At 69.0% G+C, this 21,496-nt stretch carries 14 protein-coding genes; 9 read left to right on the top strand and 5 right to left on the bottom strand.

What is annotated here, in order from left to right; translation table 11 throughout:
* Positions 1–98: 98 nt before the first annotated feature.
* Positions 99–854: an SDR family NAD(P)-dependent oxidoreductase gene (locus ACZ69Q_RS38800; RefSeq protein WP_471051716.1), complete on the bottom strand. Its 756-nt coding sequence runs from the start codon at positions 852–854 to the stop codon at positions 99–101.
* 128 nt (positions 855–982) lie between these two features.
* Here ACZ69Q_RS38800 and ACZ69Q_RS38795 point away from each other — a divergent pair, with 128 nt between their 5' ends.
* From ACZ69Q_RS38795 to ACZ69Q_RS38775, 5 genes are all read left to right on the top strand, one after another.
* Positions 983–1,417, top strand: coding sequence for an Rrf2 family transcriptional regulator (locus ACZ69Q_RS38795; protein WP_471051713.1), 435 nt, complete (start codon positions 983–985; stop codon positions 1,415–1,417).
* A gap of 543 nt (positions 1,418–1,960) precedes the next feature.
* Positions 1,961–5,413, top strand: a complete 3,453-nt coding sequence (locus tag ACZ69Q_RS38790) for a DNA polymerase III subunit alpha (RefSeq protein WP_471051710.1) — start codon at positions 1,961–1,963, stop codon at positions 5,411–5,413.
* A gap of 14 nt (positions 5,414–5,427) precedes the next feature.
* Complete coding sequence (locus ACZ69Q_RS38785) at positions 5,428–6,408, top strand: DNA polymerase Y family protein (RefSeq protein WP_471051707.1); 981 nt, start codon at positions 5,428–5,430, stop codon at positions 6,406–6,408.
* 119 nt (positions 6,409–6,527) lie between these two features.
* The gene (locus ACZ69Q_RS38780) at positions 6,528–8,351 is read left to right on the top strand and encodes a glycoside hydrolase family 15 protein (RefSeq protein WP_471051704.1); all 1,824 of its coding nucleotides are present in this window, start codon (positions 6,528–6,530) and stop codon (positions 8,349–8,351) included.
* A complete protein-coding gene (locus tag ACZ69Q_RS38775) occupies positions 8,344–9,330 on the top strand; it encodes a cyclase family protein (RefSeq protein WP_471051702.1) in 987 nt (328 codons plus the stop codon). The genes ACZ69Q_RS38780 and ACZ69Q_RS38775 overlap by 8 nt, the downstream gene beginning before the upstream one ends.
* A 195-nt stretch (positions 9,331–9,525) precedes the next feature.
* Here ACZ69Q_RS38775 and ACZ69Q_RS38770 read toward each other — a convergent pair whose 3' ends face one another.
* The 3 genes from ACZ69Q_RS38770 to ACZ69Q_RS38760 all read right to left on the bottom strand — a co-directional run bounded on the left by ACZ69Q_RS38770 (position 9,526) and on the right by ACZ69Q_RS38760 (position 14,370).
* Positions 9,526–10,833 carry a DUF2254 domain-containing protein gene (locus tag ACZ69Q_RS38770; RefSeq protein ID WP_471051699.1) on the bottom strand — a complete coding sequence of 436 codons (1,308 nt, stop codon included), beginning with the start codon at positions 10,831–10,833 and terminating at the stop codon, positions 9,526–9,528.
* Positions 10,830–12,587: a cation:proton antiporter gene (locus ACZ69Q_RS38765; protein WP_471051696.1), complete on the bottom strand. Its 1,758-nt coding sequence runs from the start codon at positions 12,585–12,587 to the stop codon at positions 10,830–10,832. Before ACZ69Q_RS38765 ends, ACZ69Q_RS38770 begins: the two co-directional genes overlap by 4 nt.
* 418 nt (positions 12,588–13,005) lie before the next feature.
* A complete protein-coding gene (locus ACZ69Q_RS38760) occupies positions 13,006–14,370 on the bottom strand; it encodes a glutamate decarboxylase (RefSeq protein WP_471051693.1) in 1,365 nt (454 codons plus the stop codon).
* A gap of 542 nt (positions 14,371–14,912) precedes the next feature.
* Between ACZ69Q_RS38760 and ACZ69Q_RS38755 the strand changes: the two genes are divergently transcribed.
* The 4 genes from ACZ69Q_RS38755 to ACZ69Q_RS38740 all read left to right on the top strand — a co-directional run bounded on the left by ACZ69Q_RS38755 (position 14,913) and on the right by ACZ69Q_RS38740 (position 19,706).
* A complete protein-coding gene (locus ACZ69Q_RS38755) occupies positions 14,913–15,749 on the top strand; it encodes an SDR family oxidoreductase (protein ID WP_471052086.1) in 837 nt (278 codons plus the stop codon).
* Positions 15,750–15,755: 6 nt separating this feature from the next.
* The gene (locus tag ACZ69Q_RS38750; RefSeq protein WP_471051690.1) at positions 15,756–17,084 is read left to right on the top strand and encodes an NAD(P)/FAD-dependent oxidoreductase; all 1,329 of its coding nucleotides are present in this window, start codon (positions 15,756–15,758) and stop codon (positions 17,082–17,084) included.
* Between the two features lie 97 nt (positions 17,085–17,181).
* The gene (locus ACZ69Q_RS38745; protein ID WP_471051687.1) at positions 17,182–18,666 is read left to right on the top strand and encodes a cytochrome ubiquinol oxidase subunit I; all 1,485 of its coding nucleotides are present in this window, start codon (positions 17,182–17,184) and stop codon (positions 18,664–18,666) included.
* Entirely contained in the window at positions 18,666–19,706 is a 1,041-nt protein-coding gene (locus tag ACZ69Q_RS38740; protein WP_471051684.1) for a cytochrome d ubiquinol oxidase subunit II, read from the top strand. Before ACZ69Q_RS38745 ends, ACZ69Q_RS38740 begins: the two co-directional genes overlap by 1 nt.
* A 35-nt stretch (positions 19,707–19,741) precedes the next feature.
* On the opposite strand, the gene ACZ69Q_RS38735 is transcribed toward ACZ69Q_RS38740, so the two are convergent.
* On the bottom strand, positions 19,742–21,322 hold the full coding sequence (locus ACZ69Q_RS38735; protein WP_471051682.1) for a GMC oxidoreductase: 1,581 nt from the start codon (positions 21,320–21,322) through the stop codon (positions 19,742–19,744).
* Positions 21,323–21,496 lie beyond the last annotated feature (174 nt).

Genomic DNA, 21,496 nt, shown 5'->3' with positions numbered 1-21,496 from the left:
CGCGCACAGCCTTCGAGTCGTACGCCTTGTCGCGGGTCGTCGGCGGTGCGCGCCCCGAAGGCGCGATGTCCTTCGGGCCGCGCGGCAGGGGTTCGGGTTCAGGCGTTGTAGCCGCCGTGGGCGTCCAGCACCGCGCCCGTGACGTACGACGCGGCGGGGCTCGCCAGGAAGGCGATCGCCGCGGCGATTTCGTCGGGGTGACCCACGCGCTGCAGGGACAGCGAGCTGACCAGGGCCTTGAGGGTCTCGGGGTCCGGCGGTTGCATGCCGCCCTCCATCAGTCCGGCCTCCACGACGTTGGCCGTGATGTTCCGGGGCCCGAGGTCGCGTGCGACGCCCATGGTGTACCTCTCGATCCCGGACTTGGTCGCCGAGTAGTCGGCAAGGCCGGGGGCGCCGACCCGGGAGCCCAGTCCGGAACTCACCGTGATGATGCGGCCGCCCGTGCGCAGCACTCGGGAGGCGGCCCGGATGACGGCGATCACGCCGAGGTAGTTGGTGGCGTGCATCCGGTCCAGTGCGGCGGTGTCGGCGTCGGGGTCGTCCACCGTGCGGCCCTGCTCCACCGAGATCGCCGCGTTGTTGACGAGGATGTCCAGGCCGCCGAAGTGCGCGACCACGTCGTCGATCAGCGCCGGCGCCCGGCTCGCGTCCGCCTGGTCGAACTGGAAGGCGACGGCCTTGGCTCCCTTGCCGTGCACCTCGTCGACGACGGCCTGCGCCTGCTTCTCGGAGCTGACGTAGGTAAAGGCGACGTCGGCGCCCTGCTCGGCCAGCAGCCGTACGGTCGCGGCTCCCAGTCCGCGCGACCCCCCGGTGACCAGGGCGACCTTGCCCATGAGTGGCTTGCTCATTCTTCTCACCTCGTTGATTGACCCTTCATGACTGTCGTAACGCTAATTGTTACGACAGCCTGTTGCAACCTTAACTGTTACGACTGCACTGTCGTAACATGAAGCGTTGCGACCGAGAGGAGGAGTCCATGAGCGCCAACAGCAGGCTGACCATCGCCGCCCACGCGCTGGCCTGGATCGGCCTCTACCAGCGCCAGGGCCATGAGGTCGCCACCTCCGAGCAGATCGCGACCAGCGCGAACACCAACCCCGTGGTGATCAGACGGCTGCTCGGCGAGCTGCGCAGGGCCGGGCTCGTGGAGTCCCGGCGGGGCGTGGGCGCGGGCTGGTCGCTGGCACGCGAGCTGGAGTCGATGACCCTGCTCGACGTGTACGAGGCAGTGGAACCCGGCCCGCTGTTCGCAATGCACCGCACCACCCCGGACCAGGAATGCGTGGTGGGTCACGGCATCCAGCCGGCAATGCAGAGCATCTACGAGGGCATCGAGGAGACCGTGAGACACGAGCTGGCCCGCATCACGCTCGCGAACGTACTCCAGGACGTACTCGCGGCACCTCGCTAGCCTCCCCGTTACGCCCTGACATCACCATGACCTGCGCCTTCAAGTTGGCGGAGGCTCCGTGCGGCCCTGCGCATGGATTCGCCGTGCGCACTGCGCATGGATTCGAAGGGGCAGATCCGGTTGCCCGGCAGGGGTCCTGCACAGTTTTCCCGCCGAAGGCGATCCGCGTCAGCAGGCAGCCGGCCGATCCGACACCGCCGTAGGCCCCGACCGACACGACCGGTCCGAGACTCGCCCCCGTTACGGAAAGTCGTGTTCGAACGACATACCGTCACCTACCCGTCCGCCTTGAGTCGCTGAATGACTGCGGTGCGAGGCGTACCGCGGCGTCGGCTGCCCCCAACTGCCCTCCCCGGCCGAGGAGATGACGAGGCGGCATCCGTTCCGGCCATCACTCAACCCACCGGTGAATCGATTACGCGTTCGAATGTAGTTCGAATGCAGGTCGCTGACCGGGGCTGATGGGGTTAGAGTAATCGAACGAGCGTACGATGAACATATCGGGCGTATGGCCGAAAAGGGGTGGAGTGATGGAGGTGCGGCATGGAGGGTTTCGCCCACGTGCACGTCGCGTCCGGTTACTCCGCCCGCTACGGCGCCTCCCATCCCGAGCAGCTCGCCCGGCGGGCGGCCGAGCGGGGCATGTCCGCGCTCGCGCTCACCGACCGGGACACGGTCACCGGTGCCGTCCGGTTCGCGCAGGCCTGCGCGAAGGAAGGGGTCCGGCCGCTCTTCGGCGTCGACCTGGCGGTGGAAGCCCTTGCGCCCCCGCCGCCCACCCAGCGACGCCGCACTCCGGTGCGCGGTGGCGCACATGTCGTCGAACCGCCACTGCGGTTCGTGCTGCTAGCGCAGGACAGGGCGGGATGGGCGCGGCTGTGCCGCATTACCTCGGCCGCCCATGTCGGCGCCCTGTCCGGCACGCCGCCGGTGGTGCCGTGGGAGGCGCTGCGCGAGTACGGCGGCCCTGGGCTGACGGTGCTGCTCGGGCCGCTCTCGGAGCCGGTGCGGGCGCTGTCGGTGGGGCGGGAGGACGTCGCGGTGAAGCTGCTGGCGCCGTGGCGGGAGGTCTTCGGGAGGGGAGTCCGGCTGGAGATCGTTGCGCAGAAACGTTTTGGCACCGATCCGGGATCCCTGCGCCTGGCCGCCCGCACCCTCGCGCTGGCCGACCGCACCCGCATCCCCGCCGTGCTCTCCAACGCCGTCCGTTACGCCGACCCGAACCAGCACCGGCTCGCCGACGTGCTGGACGCCGCACGGCTGCTGCGCCCCATCGACCGGCGCCGCCTGGACAGCGGGCAGCGCTGGCTCAAGGGCGAGCGGGGGATGGCGGTCGTCGCGCGGATGGTCGCCGAGTGCGCCGGAGCGGACGTCCGGCGGGCCCGGCGCCTGATGGCGGACACCGTCGCCACGGCGGCCGCGTGCACCGTCGATCCCGCGGCGGACCTCGGGCTCGGCGCCCGCCACTTCCCGGAACCGGCACTCTTCGGCGCCGACCCCGGAGCGCGCGGGGCCGCACAACTGCTGCGCCGGCAGTGCGAGGAGGGGCTGGCCCGGCGCGGCCTGGACCGTGACCGGGCGGCGCTCGACCGGCTGGACGAAGAGCTCAAGGTGATCTCCGAGCTGAACTACGACTCGTACTTCCTCGCCGTCGGCCAGGTCGTCGCCGACATCCGGGCCAAGGGCATCCGGGTCGCGGCCCGGGGCTCGGGTGCCGGTTCGATGGTCTGCCATGCGCTGGGTATCGCCACCGCCAACCCGCTCGACCATCGCCTGCTGTTCGAACGCTTCCTCAGCGTGCGCCGGGCCTCGCTGCCCGACATCGACATCGACGTGGAGTCCGCTCGGCGGCTGGAGTGCTACGACACGATCTTCGAACGGTTCGGCAAGGAGCGGGTGGCGGTCACCGCCATGCCCGAGACCTACCGGGCGCGCCGGGCGCTGCGGGACACCGGTCTCGCGCTGGGGATCGCGCCCGCGGAGGTCGACCGGATCGCCAAGAGCTTCCCGCACCTGAGGGCCGCCGACATCACCGGTGCGCTCGCCGAACTGCCCGAACTGCGGCAACTGGCGGGCGAGGCCGGCCGGTACGGGCCCTTGTGGGAGCTTGCCGAGGGCCTCGACTCCCTGGTCCACGGCATGGCCATGCACCCCTGCGGCGTGGTCATCAGCGACGCCACCCTCCTGGACCGTCTGCCGGTGCAGCCCACCCCGCAGGGCGACTACCCCATGGCCATGGCCGCGAAGGAGGAGATCGAGGCGCTCGGCAACATCAAACTCGACGTACTGGGCGTGCGGATGCAGTCCGCGATGGCCCACGCCGTCACCGAGATCGAACGCACCACCGGCAACCACATCGACCTCGACAACCCCGAGCAGGTGCCGCTCGACGACGTCTTCGCGTTCAAGCTCATCCAGGAGAGCCGGACCCTGGGGCTGTTCCAGTTGGAGTCGCCCGGCCAGCAGGATCTGCTCTCCCGGTTGCAGCCGCGCGACCCGCAGGACGTCATCGCCGACATCAGTCTCTTCCGACCCGGGCCAGTCGCCGGCGGCATGCCCGAGCGGTACATCGCCGCCCGCCACGGCGGCAGGCCGTCGTACGCCCATCCCGACCTGGAGCCGGTGCTCGCCGACACCTACGGCGTGACCATCTGGCACGAGCAGATCATCGAGACGCTGCATGTGCTGACCGGCTGCGACCGGGCCTTCGCGGAGATCACCCGGCGAGCCCTCGGCGACAAGGAGCAACTGCCCAGGGTCAAGGACTGGTTCCACGAGCGGGCACGCGCGCGTGGCTACAGCGCGGCCGTGCGGGACGAGGTGTGGAAGACCATCGAGGCCTTCGGGGCGTACGGCTTCTGCCGCGCCCACGCGGTCGCCTTCGCCGTACCGGCTCTCCAGAGCGCCTGGCTCAAGGCGCACTACCCGGCGTTCCTGCTGGCGGGGCTGCTCGAACACGACCCCGGGATGTGGCCCAAGCGTGTGCTCGTCGCCGACGCCCGCCGAGGCGGCGTACAGGTCCTGCCCGTCGACATCAACCGATCCAAGGTGAAACACACCGTGGAGAAGGCTGAGGGAGAGCAGTGGGGTGTGCGGCTCGCCCTCTCCGCGGTGCACGGCATCAGCGAGGACGAGTGCGCGCGGATCGAGGAGAGCCAGCCGTACGGATCACTGTCGGACTTCTGGCAGCGGGCCCGTCCCAGCCGGCCGGTCGCTGAACGTCTGGCGGAAATCGGCGCGCTGAACTGCCTCCACGACGGCCGGCTCACGCGACGCGACCTGCTGCTGCAGATCGCTGAACTCCATCGCCAGTCCCGGAACCGGTTCGCGCACGAGGGCCAACTGCCCATCGTCGCGGGCGCGGTCGGCGGGGCGGAGCCGAGCGGGCTGCCGGAGATGACCGGACGGGAGGCGCTCAGTGCTGAGTTGAGCACCCTTGGCATCGATGTCTCCAAGCATCTGATGGAGCACCATCACCGGCTGCTGCGGGAGATCGGTGCGACCGACGCGGCGCATCTGGCCGGGATGCGTGCCGGCCAGCAGGTACTGGTGGCCGGGGTGCGCGCCTCGACTCAGACCCCACCGATCGCGAGCGGCAAGCGGATCATCTTCGTCACCCTGGAGGACGGGTCCGGTCTGGTCGACCTTGCCTTCTTCGAGGACTCCCACCCGGCCTGCGCGCACACCGTGTTCCACAGCGGGCTGCTGCTGGTGCGCGGCACGGTCCAGGTGCGCGGCACCCGCCGTACCGTCGTGGGCTCCATGGCCTGGGACCTGGACGAGATCGCCGCCGCCCGCCGGGACAACGGCCCCGAGGCCGCGCTCGCCCTCCTCGGCGAGAGCCGTCCGCATCCGACTCCCGCCCAGCCGCAGCGCACCCTGGTCGACGGCACCGCGGGCGCAAAGCTGCATCCGTACGCCGACCTCCAGCCCGCCGGCACCCGTTCCGCCGACCTGAAGAAGTTCGGCCACCGAAGTCCAGGGAGCGCGGGATGAGCGGGATGAGTGGGATGAGCACACGTCAGCGGCACATCGCCCATCTCCATCTGCACGCGGCGCTGAGCGAGGATCAGTTCGACGATGTGATCGAACTGATGTCCGGTATCACGCCTCACGTCCAGGCCGTCCCGCCGGGCGCCGTCCAGCTCGACCTGACTTCGGCGCTCCGGTACTTCGACCTCTCTCCCTACGACATGGTCCAGACGACGATGATGCGGCTGAAGCTCCTCTACGACATCGACTGCAGCGCCGGGCTCGCGGGCAACCGCATGCTGGCGGCCATGGCGGCCGACGCGTCCGCGCCCGGAGACACCACCTGGGTCCGCGCCGGGCAGGCCGCCGACTGGCTGTACCCCCGCCCGGTCACCGCGCTGCCGGGGATCGGCCGCGCCACGGCGGAAACCCTCAACAGATATGGACTGCACACCATCGGCCAGGTCGTCGACATACCCGCAGCGACCCTGCAGCGGCTCCTCGGAGCCGGCTCGGCCCAACTGCTGGCCGAGCGCGCCCGAGGCAATGATCCCCGCCCGGTCATCCCCTCGGAACCGGCAGCGCACCTGATCGCCGACCGCGTGCTGGAGCGGGACTGCCTCGACCCCGCGCAGCATCACCGGGCAGTCCTGGGACTCGCCGACCAGATCGGTGGGCGCCTGCGCGGGGAGAGCCAGGTCGCCGGCCGGCTCACCCTCACGGTGCGGTACGCCGACCGCAGCTCCACCACACGTACCCGCACCCTGCCGGAATCCACCAGCCACTCACCCGCCCTCGCCGCGGCCGCCCTCGGCCTGCTGACATCCCTGGGGCTGCAGCGAGCGAGAGTACGCGCCTTCGTGATCCGTGCCGACGACCTGCTGCCGGCCGACAGCGCCTACCGCCAGCTCTCCCTGGACCCCGGCGACGCCCGCGCCCGCGCGGCCGAAGCCGCCGCGGACCGCGCCCGCCGACGCTTCGGGCCGCAGGCCGTCCGCCCGGCTGCTCTGGCGGACTGACCGCCTGTACCAAGAACCACTGGTTTTCGATCCGATTGGGCCGTCCGAGGTTCCGAGAGGCGGCCGCATATGACCTGTCAGATAGTGGATCGCGCCGCCACCTCCCGGATTGGACACTCATGGACCGCTATCCACCCATCGCCAACCACGGTCTGGTGGGCGACCTGCAGACCGCCGCCCTGGTGTCCTCCGAGGGCGTGGTGAACTGGTTCTGCTCGCCGCGGTTCGACTCGCCGAGTGTCTTCGCCTCGCTGCTCGATCACGACCGCGGCGGGTATTTCCGGCTTGCGCCGGAGCACTCGAACGTATCGTGCAAACAGCTCTACTACCCGGACACCGGCGTGCTGGTCACGAGGTTCATGTCGCCGGAGGGCGTCGGCGAGGTCATCGACTGGATGCCGGCGAACACCAGGCGCGTCCCCAGCGACCGCCACAGCCTGATGCGGGTGATTCGCGTGGTGCGCGGCACCGTGCGATTCGTTCTGGAGTGCAGGCCGCGGTTCGACTACGGCCGGGCCGAGCACGAGCTCGACCTGCGGCCGCAGGGAGCAGCGTTCCGGGGTCCCGCTATCGCGGGTCATCTGCAGGCCAGCTTTCCGGTGGAACGCGATGGCCAGGACGTAAAGGGGGCGGTCACTCTCGGAGTCGGCGAGTCGGCCTTCACCGTGTTCACCACATGCGACGTGGACGGTGAGGCGCCGCCTCCGCTCACGGTCGAGGGCGTGACTTCGAGTCTGTGGCGTGAGGTGGACTTCTGGCAGAAGTGGCTGCACACCTCCCACTACCGGGGACGCTGGGCCGAAATGGTGAACCGCTCTGCCATCACGCTCAAACTCCTGACCTACCACCCGACCGGTGCGCCGGTCGCCGCCGCCACCATGGGTCTGCCGGAGCAGGTCGGCGGTGAGCGCAACTGGGACTACCGGTATTCGTGGGTGAGGGACGGGGCGCTCTCGGTGAGGGCCCTGCTCGACCTCGGGTTCGCCGAGGAGGCATCGGCGTTTACCAAGTGGCTGGGCGAGCGGATGCGCGACCGGGCGGATCTGCCCGGTGAGCGCCTACAGATCATGTACCGGGTCGACGGGGACCCGCACCTGAGCGAGGAGATCCTCGACCACTGGGAGGGCTACCGCGGCTCGTACCCGGTTCGTGCCGGGAACGCCGCTGCCGACCAGCTACAGCTCGACATCTACGGGGAGGCCCTCTACGCGATGGCCGAGGGCATGGATGTCAGCGAGGAGCTGGGATACAACGGCTGGAAGGGGCTTGCCCGGACGCTGGACTGGCTTTCCGACAACTGGGATCGTCCGGACGAGGGGGTCTGGGAGACGCGCGGAGGCCGCAACGACTTCACGTTCAGCCGGGTGATGTGCTGGGTCGCCTTCGACCGGGGACTCCGCCTGGCGACCGACCTGAGCCGACCCGCCGACATTCCGCGCTGGCGCAACGCCCGTGACAGCATCCTCGAACAGGTGATGGACAAGGGCTGGAGCCAGGCCGAGCAGGCCCTGGTGCAGCACTACGGAGGAGACGTCCTGGACGCCTCCCTCATGCTGATCCCCCGGGTGGGCTTCCTCGCCGCGAAGAGCCCCGGCTGGCTGTCCACCCTGGATGCCATGGAGCGCAAGCTCGTCTCGGACAGCCTCGTGTACCGGTACGACCCGGCCGCCTCCCCGGACGGACTGCGCGGCTCGGAGGGCACCTTCAGCCTCTGCACGTACCTCTACGTCGACGCCCTGGCCCGGGCCGGGCGGCTCCGTCCGGCCCGCTACACCTTCGAGAAGATGCACACCTACGCCAACCATGTCGGCCTGTTCGCCGAGGAGATCGGCCCGAGCGGCGAGCAACTCGGCAACTTCCCGCAGGCGTTCACCCACCTGTCGCTCATCATGGCGGCATCGACCCTGGACGAGGCCATTGACCGACAGTGGCAACGTGGCTGAGCCGGAGCACGGGCAGCCGGGTCCGGGCGCGCCGAACCCTGCCGGCCACGCACAGAGCCGGGCCGCTTTCGATGCCCTGTACGCGCGTCTGCGGCAGCAGGCGGACACCGCCGGATCCCCGCCCTCCGCCGGCGGCCGCGGTGCGCTGGCCACCATCACACCGGCGAGGGTCGTTGCCGCGGCGGTCGAGGTCCTGTCGGGCCTGACGGTCTCCTTGTCGTCCCCGATCGAAACCAGCATGGCTCCCGACAATCCGCACCCGGCCGGCCACCGGCTCACCAGCCGCCCCGAGGCCGAAACCGCAGACAGGGGGCTGCACTTCGCCACCGACCGATTCACCATGAACGTTCACGGCGACGCGGACAGCCACCTTGACGCTCTGTGTCACGTCGTCTTCAACGGCACGCTGCACGGCGGTGTCCCGGCGAGCACCGTGACGGCGGAGGGCGCCACCGCTCTGTCCGTCGAGCTCGTTCGCGACGGAATTGTCGGCCGTGGCGTCCTGCTCGACATCCCGCGGCTGCGGGGCGTGCCGTGGCTCGAGCCCGGCGACCACGTCACCGCCGATGACCTCAGAGCCGCCGAGGCTGCCCAGGGCGTGCGGGTCGAGACCGGAGACATCCTCCTTGTGCGGGTCGGGCACCGCCGCAGGCGCGAGGAGGCGGGACCGTGGGACGCCTCGCGCAGCCGCGCCGGCCTGCACCCGGCTGCGATGGAGTTCCTGGCCGAGCGGAGGGTCGCCGTCTTGGGCAGCGACGGCAACAACGACACGGCTCCCAGCCTCACCGAGGGCGTGGACTTCCCCGTGCACGTCCTGGGCATTCACGCCCTTGGGCTGCACTTCATGGACTACCTGCAGTTCGAGGAGCTGGTGCCGCTCTGCGAAGAGGCGGGCCGCTGGTCGTTCCTCTGTGTCGTCGCGCCCCTGCGGCTTCCCGCGGCTACGGGTTCCCCGGTCAACCCCATCGCCATCCTCTGACCCGCACAGCCGGCTGGTCCCGGCCCGCCCGCGCTCTTGCCCCATGATCCGAGGCGCCCTCAGGGCTCTACGTCGCCGACACCATCTTCGTCCCGAGCATTGGCGCGGTGAACCCGAACCGGCAGGGGCACGGACGTAAGGGCGGGGTCTCCGGGCCCTCGGTGGGCGGCCGGTGGGGAATGCCCTGTAGATGTCCTACGGGCCGGGCGGTGAGGCGTCGGGGTGCGCATCCTGACCGCGCCGTCCCCCGATGCCCTGGGGGTCGGCCGTGCGTGCGTCGGCGTGGCGAGGGGCGTCGCCGAACTCTCTTTCGACCGCGTCGTCGAGGAGGCCGAGTTCGGCACGGAGCGCGGGCCCGCACTCATCCGGCATGGTTGAGAGGAGATCTTCGAGGAGGGCCCGGAGCCGTCGGCAGACCTGGACGGAGGTTGCACCGTAGTCGCGGATCTCGGTGACGGCGAGTTCCAGGTAGTTCTCCCAGGGCCGGCCGGGCACCACGACGCGTGGCCTGCCACGGTCGTCGGCGAGCACGTACTGACTGCGGGTTCCGGCACGTCCGATGGCGTGCAGGAACGCCTCGATGTGGTTCAGCACCTGGACGGCAGTGGTGGGGTCGTTGACCGCGGGCGAGAGGGCGCGGATGGCGATGTCGACCAGGATGCGCAGGGCGAAGGCCGGGTCCTGCTCGATCGTCCGCTCCGGACCGAGGGCGAGGAGTTCGGTCACGTGGCGCGGGGCAGGGGTGGACGTACCGCCGTGGATCTCGACGACGGTGCCGCTGGGCGGCACGAAGTCTCCGACAGAGACGGCCAGCACGAGCACGCATTCGTGCCGCGCCGCGAGCGAGACCATGCCGGGTGCGTCGAATGCCTGGATGACACCGCCGCGTTCCGACCGGATGCGGGTCACCGAGCCCGCCGCCGGTGGCACCCAGGCGGGCGCCGTGGTGCTCCGTACATGTGCCGCCATGTGGTCGAGGACCTGTTCGCCCAGGCGTCCCACGATGTCGGCGATGGCCACGGGCCGCAGGTTGTGGGTGAAGCGGTTGAGGTAGATCAGCAGGAGCAGGAGGCTCACGGACACGGCGATACCGGCCAGGGTCACACCGAGGTTGGGCACTGAGTTGGTCTCGATGCTCCGCAGCAGTGTGTAGGCGAACGAGAAGGTGCCGGTGAAGGTGGCCAGCACGGCCTTCTGCAACCGGTCGCGGTACCAGAGCCGCATGTAGCGCGGTGAGAGGGTGCCGGTGGCCTGCTGGATGACGAGGACCCCGATGGTGACGACGAAGCCGAGCAGCGCGATCATCGCGCCGACCACGGAGCTGAGGACGTTGCTCGCGGTCGACGAGGAGTAGTCCCAGGTCTTCGGCAGCCAGGAGGCTCCGTCCACGGCGGACGCCGCTTCGGCGAGGGCGACGCCGAGCACGAGCCCGAACAGGGGGACGATCCACAGACTCGCCTTGGCGTACTGCCGTAGTCGGAAGCGTGCGGCCCAGGAGGTCATACGGAGCCCATCAGTACGGCGGTGTCGCCCGGCTGAGGTGTGATCGTCTGCGACCCGGTGATCGGGACCAACTGGCCGTCGGCCCGGACCACGAACAAGATGTCGTAGTCCGAAGGGATCGGCCTGGACCCGGGCTGCACGTGGAAGCGGGCGCCCTGCTCGTAGCGGGCCGCCAGGCGGTGCCGGACGAGCGCGCGGCCGAAGAGGATGTCGCCGCCGGTGTAGGGGGCGACCACGCCGTGGCTGTCCCGCGGTGGCCCCACCCGGTAGACGGGCCCTTGCACATTGTCCTTGATGACGACGGAGGCGAGTGCGTTGAAATCGTCGTCGTCGGTGAGCAGGAACACCGCCGACACACCCTCCAGACGGGCTCGGGGGTTGGTCGCGGTCGCCAGCATCTCTCCGTGAGCGAGTGCGATTCCGGCCGTGGTGATTCGCTCGCGTTCCTCGTCGAGCCCAGCCCACATGAGGACATCGAGCCCGGCAGCCTCCAGAGCCTTCCCCAGGTCGATCACCCACGGGGCCCCGCCCACCAGGAGAGGCCGCGTCCGTGCCGATCGGACGACGCCCAGCTTCCGGGCCACGGGCGCGGCGGTCAGCGCGTAGAGCAGGACCGTCCCCACGATCACGAGAAAGGTGATCGGAAGGATCTTGGACGCGCCGGGCAGTCCCTTCGCCACGAGGGTGGCGGAGAAGGCGGACGCGGTTGAGGCCGCGACGATGCCGCGCGGCGCCATCCACCCGATGAAGGCCCATTCGCCCACCGTCAGGTCGGAACCCCAGGACGCGGCGAATGCGATCAGCGGCCGGACCAGGAGGACGAGCACGGCGATCAGGATGAGCGAGGGAACGAGGACGGGAACAACGGACGCAGGGGTGACCGCGGAGGAGATGGAGATGAACAGCAGGCCGATGATCATCTGCACGAGTGTTTCGAGGAAGGGCCGGCGAGCCGGAATGTCCATCCCCGGGAGGTTGGCGATGGCCAGTCCGGTGACGATGGCGGCGATGAGACCGGTGTCGTCGCGGACGATGTCGCAGATCGCGGAAACGAGGATCACTGTCGCCAACTGGGCGAGGGTGCCGAGTGTCTCGCCGAGTCGCAACTTGTGCAGCATCAGCCAGAGGACGGCGGTGCCCACCGCGCCGCCCGCGAGGCCGACGCCCATGCTGATGAGGAACTGTCCGATCTGGTAGCCCCGGCCGATGTCGATCCGGTGAGAGGTCGCGACGGCGTGGAAGGTGACGGCTCCGAGGATGCCGCCGATCGGGTCGGTCAGCGTTCCTTCCCAGATCAGGATGCGCCGCAGTTTGTCCGTCGGCCGGACATATTCGAGCAGAGGGCCGACCACTGTGGGACCGGACACGACGAGGATCATGCCGATCATCGCGGCCCCCCGCAGCGGGATGTCGAACAGCGCCGGCCCGATACCCCCCACGGCGAAAAAGGTGACCAGGATGCCGATGACGAGCAGTCGCATGACGGTTCCGCGGGTACGGCCGGTCAGGTTGCGCAGGTTCAGACCGAGGCCCGCGTCGTAGAGGATCACGGAGACGGACAGCGAGACCAGCGCGGAGAAGTCCGGGCCGATGAGTCGCTCGGGGTGAATGATGTCGGTCAGGGCACCCGCCGTGAAGCCGACCGGCAACAGGATGATCAGCGCGGGGACGCGCAGCTTGTTCGCCAGGATCTGCGAGCCCGTGGCGAGGGCGACGGTCAGGGCGATGCCCAGGAGGATGTCCTCGTCGGTCATGACGGTCGTCCTCCTTCCACCGCTCGGTGACGTGGGATTTCAAGCGCGTCTACAAGCCCGGCGCCCCGCCTATAGGGGGATCTTGGAATCCAGTTGTGCCCGACTCGACGCCGATGAGGGTGCCTTCAGGACATCCGCCGAGCACGCCCGTACCCAGACCGACAGTGGGCATGGGGCGGTTACGTCGAGGTCCACTCCACTGCACCTGCGTACGGCACGCACCGCCGCAAAGCCGTCCGGGTGACCCGGGCCGCCCGCGCCGTTGCCAGGCAAGCACGTTGACCGCCCGGGCGACGACGAGTCCGAGGATCAGCTCTCATCAGGAGCAGCAGCGCCCCACGCCACTGAGTCCCTTTCCTGGCAAGGAACGGGACTCGGACAGCCGGGCTGCTCCTCGGCGAACGTGCCGGTTGCTGCGTCAGAAGCCGGTGCTGCGGTGGACCTGAGCCCGCTCGACCTCGGTGGTCGCACCCTTGTGGTCCAAGGTGCTGCACGCGTCGGCGATGTCCTGAGTCAGACGCTCGATCTGTTCACGACTCAGGGTCTCCTTGGCCAGGGCGCGCAGGATCTTCACCCGCTCGGCATTGGGCGGGAGCGTGTATGCCGGCACCATCCAGCCGCGCTCGGCCGAGAGCTGCCAGGCGATGTCGGACTCGTCATAGGCGTGCTTGCCGGCTAGGCGGAAGGCGACCAGCGGCAACTGCTCGAGGTCGCTGCCAATCACTTCGAAGCGACCGCTGTTACGGAGGTTGTCCGCCAACGCGCGGGCGTTCTTCTGCATCGTCTCCATGACGTAGGTGTAGCCCTGGCGACCCAGCCTCACGAAGTTGTAGTACTGCGCGAGCACCATCGCCGAGCCGGTCGAGAAGTTCAGCGTGAACGTCGCGTCGGTTTTTCCCAGATAGTTCTCGTAGAACACGAGGTCCTCAGCCAGGTCGGACTCCTCACGGAAGACCAGCCAGCCGACACCGGGGTAGACCAGGCCGTACTTATGGCCCGAGACATTGATGGAGCGAACCTGCTCGAGCCGGAAGTCCCATTTCGAATCCGGGTAGAGGAAGGGCCACACGAAACCGCCGCTGGCACCGTCGACGTGAATCGGGATGTCGAGGTCCCGCTCCTTACGGATCTCCCGCAGGAGTTTGTCGATCCCGACAACATCATCCATGTGACCGGTGAATGTGGTGCCGACCACGGCGACCACACCGATCGTGTTCTCGTCGAGGTGGGGTTGCACGTCCTCCGGGCCGATCGTGTACTTGTCCTCGGAAAGCGGCACGATCCGCGGCTCGACGTCGAAGTAGCGGCAGAACTTCTCCCACACGACGTGGACGTCACCGCCGAAAACCAGATTGGGCCGGTCGACCGACAGGCCGGCCGCCTGGCGGCGTTCCCGCCACTTCCACTTCAGCGACAGCGCACCGAGCATGATCGCCTCGGACGAGCCCTGGGTCCGACATCCGGTGGTCTTGCCCGGTGCGTGGAAGAGGTCGGCGAGCATGCGCACGCAGCGCTGCTCGATCTCGGCGGAGATGGGGTACTCCGCGTGGTCGATGAAGTTGCGGTGGAGGTTCTCGGCGATGATGCGTTGCGCCTCCGGCTCCATCCAGGTGGTGACAAACGTGGCGAGATTGCGCTGCGGGTCACCTTCCATGACGAGGTCCTCATCCAGCAGCCTCATGGCATCCGTCGCGGTCATCCCCTCCTCAGGGAATTTCTCCGACGGGGCAGGCGCGGTCAGGAAACGGTTACCGAACAGGTCCGCGACGTCTCTCTTGGGCATGCCTACGATTCAATCAGTTCCAGAGCTTTACCCTGGGAAGCACACGCCGACGAAGCACAGCGATCCCCGGCCTCCTTCACATCCACCACTGTCACCGCAACGAATATCGGAGCTGGAGAGTAGCACTATTGAAATCGACCGCCACTCGGTCATTCATTTGAAGAATTGCCGCTCCCGATGATGCCGATAATGAAATGGAGCGGGAAAGGGTTGCACCGCCCGACGAGCACTCACGCCGTCATGAAAGTGATTGGGTCGACATCGTTCATGGTTTCATCCCATGTCCTTCGGCGGCCCGCATGACGGCGGCCGGGGAAGGGTCCGGGGCGGCTCGTAGCCTGATCGTGTGACATGTCCCGCCGAAAACGGCGGCACCGCGTGCCGGTCGGGTTCACCCGCGCAGAGGGGTGCTTTCGTCTGGGGGGCGGGTGTGCGGCGGCTCCCGTGTCCGTCCTGGCGGGCCCGCCGAGTCCCGGCCTTCCGCACGCGCGTCGCCAGCTCCCCGAGGGCGTGCCGTCTGAAACGCCGAAGGAGAGATCGTGGTGGCAGCAAAGGTCGAGAACCGCGGGACGACGTCCGCGCAACTCCTCAAGGGCCAGAAGGCGTTGGTGACCGGTGCCAACTCGGGCATCGGCCTGGCGACCGCCGTTGCCCTGGGCCGGGCCGGAGCGGACGTCGTGGTGAACTACGTCGTCGGTGCGCACGAGGCAGACAACGTGGTGAAGGAGATCGAGGGCTTCGGGGTCCGGGCCTACGCCCACGAGGCCGACGTGTCCGACGAGGACCAGGTGACCGCCATGATCGCGCGGATGGTCGAGGAGTTCGGCACCATCGACATCCTGGTGGCCAACGCGGGCCTCCAGCGGGATGCGGCCCTGACGGAGATGACGCTCGCCCAGTGGCAGAAGGTCATCGACGTCAACCTGACCGGTCAGTTTCTGTGCGCGCGGGAAGCCGCCAAGGAGTTCATCCGGCGCGGCGTGGTGGAGGAGGTCTCCCGGGCGGCGGGAAAGATCATCTGTATGAGTTCGGTCCACCAGATCGTTCCGTGGTCGGGGCACGTGAACTACGCCTCCTCCAAGGGCGGTGTGGGCATGATGATGCAGACCCTCGCGCAGGAGCTGGCCCCGAAGCGGATCAGGGTCAACGCGGTGGCGCCCGGCGCCATCCGCACGCCGATCAACCGCGATGCCTGGTCCACCCCCGAGGCCGAGACCGAGCTGCTGCGTCTGATCCCGTACCGCCGCGTGGGTGACCCGGAGGACATCGCCAACGCCGTCGTGGCCATGGCGTCCGACCTGCTCGACTACGTCGTCGGCACCACCCTCTACGTCGACGGCGGAATGACGCTTTTCCCCGGCTTCGCAACCGGAGGCTGATCTCCGATGCAGGATCACATCACGCCCCGCCGGGTGGTGATCCTCGGCGGGGGCTTCGCCGGGCTGTTCGCCGCCCGCGCCCTGCGGAAGTCGCCGGTCGCGGTGACCGTGGTCGACCGCCGCGCCCACCACCTCTTCCAACCGCTGCTGTACCAGTGCGCCTCCGGGATCTTGTCCGAGGGGCAGATCGCCCAACCGCTGCGCGGGGTCCTACGCCGCCACCACAACGTGAGTTGCGTGCTCGCCGAGGCCACCGACGTGGATGCCGGCGCCCGGATGGTCCACGCCCGGCGACCCGAGGGCGGAGCCCTCGTGCTGCCATATGACGATCTGATCGTCGCGGTGGGCATGCGGCAGTCCTACTTCGGGCACGACGAGTTCGCCGCGCACGCCCCCGGAATGAAGACTCTGGACGACGCGCTCGATATCCGCCGACGGATCTACCGGGCGTTCGAGATGGCCGAAACGGCCGCAGACGACCGGGAACGGCAGCAGTGGCTCACCTTCGCCCTCGTCGGTGGCGGGCCAACCGGCGTCGAACTCGCGGGCCAGATCCGGCAGATCGCCGGCCACACGCTCGACCGTGAGTTCCAGAGGATCGATTCCGCCAAGGCCCGGGTGCTGCTCTTCGAGGGATCCGACGCAGTACTGGGCGCGTTCGGCCCGCCGCTCGCCCACCGTGCGGCCCGAACCCTGCAGAGCCTCGGCGTGGAGCTGCACCTGGGCACGATGGTCACCGACATCGACGCGCACGGCCTGACCGTACGAGACCGTGGCGGTGGGACGACCCGGTACGACGCACGCACCGTGCTGTGGACCGCGGGTGTCGAGGCGCCGCCGATCGCGGCCGCGCTGGCCCGGGCGACCGGCGCCAAGCAGGACCGGGCCGGACGCATCCTGGTCGAACCCGACCTCACGGTCCCCGGTCACCCGGAGATCCGCGTCACGGGCGACGTGATGAGCCTGAACAAGCTGCCGGGCCTGGCCGAGGTCGCCATGCAGTCGGGTGCGTACGCGGGCCGGAGGGTGCGCCACGCCGTCGAAGGCAGGACGAAGGAGCCGAGGCCCTTCAAATACGTGGATCTCGGCAGCGCCGCCTATATCGCCCGCGGCCGGGCCGTGGTCAAGGCCGGCCCCCTGCATCTGTCGGGCTTCACCGGCTGGCTGGCCTGGCTCTTCATCCACCTGGCCTTCCTCACCGGCTTCCGCAGCAGGCTGGGAGCGGTGCTGAGCTGGTCAGTGGCCTTCGCCACCGGTTCGCGCCGCGAGCGCGCCTTCACCATGCCCTACACAGACGCGTCGGCGGCCGAGGCGCCTCCGTCTCCGTCTCCGTGAGGAGGGCCCCGGCCGACCCTCTACGGCCGCAATCCCTCCACATCCTGTCCCTCCTCAGCCCCGCCGCCCCCGCGCGGGGCAGACCATCGAGGCGCACATGCTCAGCACCGCCGTCCTTCTGGCGAACGGCACCCCGGCCCAACTCCTGCCGGCCCGAGAGCTGATGGCTTTCACCCTGGGCTCGCACATCCTGCTGGTCCCGTTCGGAGTGGCACTGCCGTTCATCACACTGCTGATGCACCACCGGGGGCTGCGGCGCAACGATCCCGTCGCCCTCCTGCTCGCCCGGCGCTGGTCGGCGGTGATGGCCGTCCAGTTCGCCATCGGCATCATCACCGGCACAGTGCTGTCCTTCGAGTTCGGCCTGCTGTGGCCCGGAATGATGGGCCGCTGGGGCGACGTCTTCGGCCTCGGGTTCGGCGTCGAGGCCTGGGCGTTCTTTCTCGAGGCCGTGCTGATCGCGATCTACCTGTACGGCTGGCGCCGGCTCAAGCCCTGGACCCACTTCTGGCTCGCCGTACCGCTGCCGCTGGCCGCCCTGATGGGGGCGTTCGGCATCATCGCGGCCAACTCCTGGATGAACACGCCCCAGGGATTCAGCCTCGACGCCCAGGGCAAGCCGATCCACGTCGACGTGCAACAGGCGATCTTCACACCGATGTTCGGCCCGGAGTACTGGCACTTCGTGGTCGCGATGCTGCTGACCGCCGGGTATGTGGTCGCCGGCGTGTACGCGGTCGGCTGGCTGCGCGGGCGCCGCGACCGCTACCACCGGCTCGGCTTCACCGTGCCTTTCACGGTCGCCGCGATCCTCACACCGGTCCAGTTCATGCTCGGCGATTCCGCCGCTCGCTCCGTCTTCCACAAGCAGCCGATCAAGTTCGCCGCCATGGAGTTCGTCTGGAAGACCGACACCCACGTACCGGAGTACGTGTTCGGACGGCTGAACAGCGACGGCACGGTCTCCGGCGGAATCAAGATCCCCCAGTTGGACTCGATCCTCGCCGGCTTCAAGCCCAGCACGCAGGTGACCGGGCTGACGTCGGTATCGGCCGCCGACCGCCCCACCGTTGTCCAGGCCACCATCGCGCACTGGGCCTTCGACATCATGGCCACCATCGGCAGTGTGCTGATCCTGCTGGCGCTCTGGTATGCCTGGTCCTGGTGGAGGCATCGGGACAACCCGCACAGTCGCTGGTTCTACCGCTGCGCCGCGCTCGCCGGGGTCGCGTGTCTGGTCACCGTGGAGTGCGGCTGGATCACCACGGAGGTCGGCCGTCAGCCCTGGATCGTCTACCACCACATGAGGGTCTCGGAGGCGGTGACCAGCAGGAGCGCCGGATCGCTGTGGGCGGTGCTCGGCATTGTCGTGGTCGTGTACGTGGCCGTTTTCGGTGCCTTCCTCGCGGTCGTCCTGAAGATGCGCACCCGCTGGCGCATCGCCGACGAGGGCTCGGCCGCCGCGCGTGCCGAACAGCCCCCGGAGACAGACACCCCCTACGGGCCCAGAAGCGAGCCCGAGCGCGCAGCCGCCGGCGCCACGCCCGGCGGGTCCGATCACACCCCCGGCGGTGCGTCGTAATGGCCGAATTCATCGCATGGGTGCTGGTGATCGCGATCGCCGCCTACGCCTGCGCCGGAGGAACCGACTACGGCGCGGGATTGTGGGACCTGCTGGCCGGCGGCGCGGAGCGCGGCAAGCGGCCCCGCTGGCTCATCGACCACGCGATGGCGCCGGTCTGGGAGGCCAACAACGTCTGGTTGATCTTCGTTCTGGTCATCATGTGGACCGGTTTCCCGACGATGTTCCAGGCCGTGTTCGACGCGATGTGGCTGCCGCTCGCGCTCGCCGCCGCCGGCCTGGTGCTCCGCGGCGCGGGGTTCGCCCTGCGCAAGCCGACCCGCCGCCTGGCCCAACAACGGATCTACGGCGCGATGTTCGCCGTCTCGTCACTGGTGACGCCGTTCTTCCTCGGGACGGTGCTCGGCGGCATCGCCTCCGGTCGGGTCGAGGTCGGCACCACCGCCTCCGCGGACGCCTGGGCCAACGGAACCTCTGTCCTCACGGGTCTGCTGGCCATCGCGGCCACCGCATTTCTGGGGGCGGTGTTTCTCTGCTCCGATGCCCTGCGGTTCGACGCGCCCGATCTCGTCGACTACTTCCGCCTGCGGGCGCTGATCGCCTTCGGCGCCGTCGTGGTTCTCGCGCTCATCGCCCTGCCCGTCACCCACGACGAGGCCCGGTACGTCTGGGACGGCCTCACCGGAGGCTGGGGACTGGTGCTGGTCATTCTGGCCGCGGTCTGCGGTCTGGCCACGGTGCTGCTTCTGCTACGCCGGTCCCACGGCTGGTCCCGCTACACCTCGGTGGCGAGCGTCGCCCTGGTCGTCGGCGCCTGGGGCCTTGCGCAGCGGCCCTACTTGCTGCCCACCTCGCTGACGGTGTCCGAGGCGGCCGGGGCTCCGCACACCCTGCGCTGGCTGGTGATCGTCACGGGCATCGCGATCGTGCTGGTCGGCCCGGCGCTGGTCGTGCTCTACCGGCTCGACACCATGGGTGAGTTGGAGGAGCTCACCGACGCCGACACCGGGGCCGGCAGAGCACCCGGCGACAACCTGTAGCTGAGTTCGGCCGGTTCACAGAGTGACGGGCCCCGTCAGCTCAGCCGGGCGGCGATGTGGTCGCCCACCCGCAAGGCGTTGGCGATGGCGGTCAGGGACGGGTTCACCGCGCCGATGCTGGGGAAGAAGCTGGTGTCCACGACGTAGAGGTTGTCGAGGTCGTGGGCCTTGCAGTTGACGTCGAGGGCCGAACTCCGCGGGTCGTCACCGAACCGCACGGTGCCGGCCTGGTGCGCGGTGGCGCCGATCGGCATGCCCTTGTGCAGGTAGATGCTGTGATCCAGCAGGTGGTGCTCGTGCATGCCCAGGTGTCCGAGCATTCCCCGCAGCTTGTGCTGGAGGCGCTTGAGCCCGGCGATGTTGTTCTTCTCGTCGAGCACCAGGTGGATGGCGTCGTCCTTGTCGAGGGTGACCCGGCTCTCGGGCAGCGGAAGGTCCTCCCCGCACAGCCAGAAGTCGACGGCGTGGTGCGCCAGTACCTCGAAGGGCATGTCGGGTGCCACGGCACCGGCCCAGCGTGGCGCCTCGCCGTGGATCTGGTCGGCGTCGGACTTGCCGAGCATCTGGATGCCGCCGAGCGGATACTCCCAGTCGTCGGCGCCCAGATACCAGTCGTTCAGCGCCAAGGTCTTCTGGAACTTGGTGGGGTTGGGTTCCTTCGAGACCGCCATCAGGGCCAGGTTGTTGTGCCTCATGTAGTGGCGTCCCACCACGTCGGAGCTGTTGGCCAGGCCGCCTGGGTGCTTGTCGTTGGCCGAACGCAGCAGCAGAACGGCGGAGTTGACCGCGCCGGCCGCGACCACCACGATGTCCGCGCTGAACCCTTCCGTCGTTCCGTTCCTGAGCTCGGCGACGACTTTGGTGACGGTGCGTCCGGTCGGGTCGGTCTCCAGGCGCCGCACGTTGGCGTTGGTCACCATCGTGACGTTGTCGTACTTCAGCGCCGGGTCGACGCAGATCACCTGGGCGTCGGACTTCGCTCCCACCAGGCAGGGGAAGCCGTCGACGCGGTCGCAGCGGATGCAGACGCTGTCATGGGTGGCCCGGCCGTTGTCGTCCTGGGTGAGGTTCACCCCGATGGGCAGGTGGAAGGGGTGCAGGCCGGCCTTGCCCAGGTCGTCGCTGAGCTGCTGGATGCGCGCCTCGTGCTCGATCGGCGGGTAGGCGTACTGCGCGCTGGTCGGCCCTGCGGTGGGGTCCTCGCCGTGCCGGCCGTGCACCAGGTAGAGGTGCTCGGCCTGGGTGTAGTACGGCTCCAGGTCCTCGTAGCGGATCGGCCAGGCCGGTGAGATGCCGTCGTGGTGGCGCAGTTCCCCGAAGTCCTCGGGCCGCAGCCGGAAGAGCGCGGCGCCGTAGAACTTGGTGTTGCCCCCGACGTAGTAGTTGACCTCCGGCGGGAACTCCTTGCCGTGCTTGTCGTACCAGAACTCCGGGGCACGGTACTTGCCCTTGACGAAGACGGCGGTGGACTCCCAGTTGTCCCGCTCCCGGGGCAGGTAGTCGCCGCGTTCCAGGATCAGGACCCGCTTGCCGGTCGGAGCCAGCCGATGGGCGAGTGTGCCGCCGCCCGCTCCCGTACCGATGATGATGACGTCGTAGTGCTGATCGTCGGCCATGAGAGGGTCCCGTTCTAGGAGTCGTCGGCAGTCCCGACCGAAGCGCCCGTCCGGGGGCTCCGCACGGACATTCGCGCATCGGGATATTCAGCGCCAATGCCAAAATATCGGGTGGGTCGACTGGCGGCGACCCGGCAGAGTCGATCAGGCACTGAGTCCTTTTGTGGCCTCAGC

It is taken from the genome of Streptomyces sp. NPDC036764 (assembly GCF_055609385.1).
Note: the sequence above shows the minus strand (reverse complement) of the source record. Positions and strands in the feature narration are given on the sequence as shown.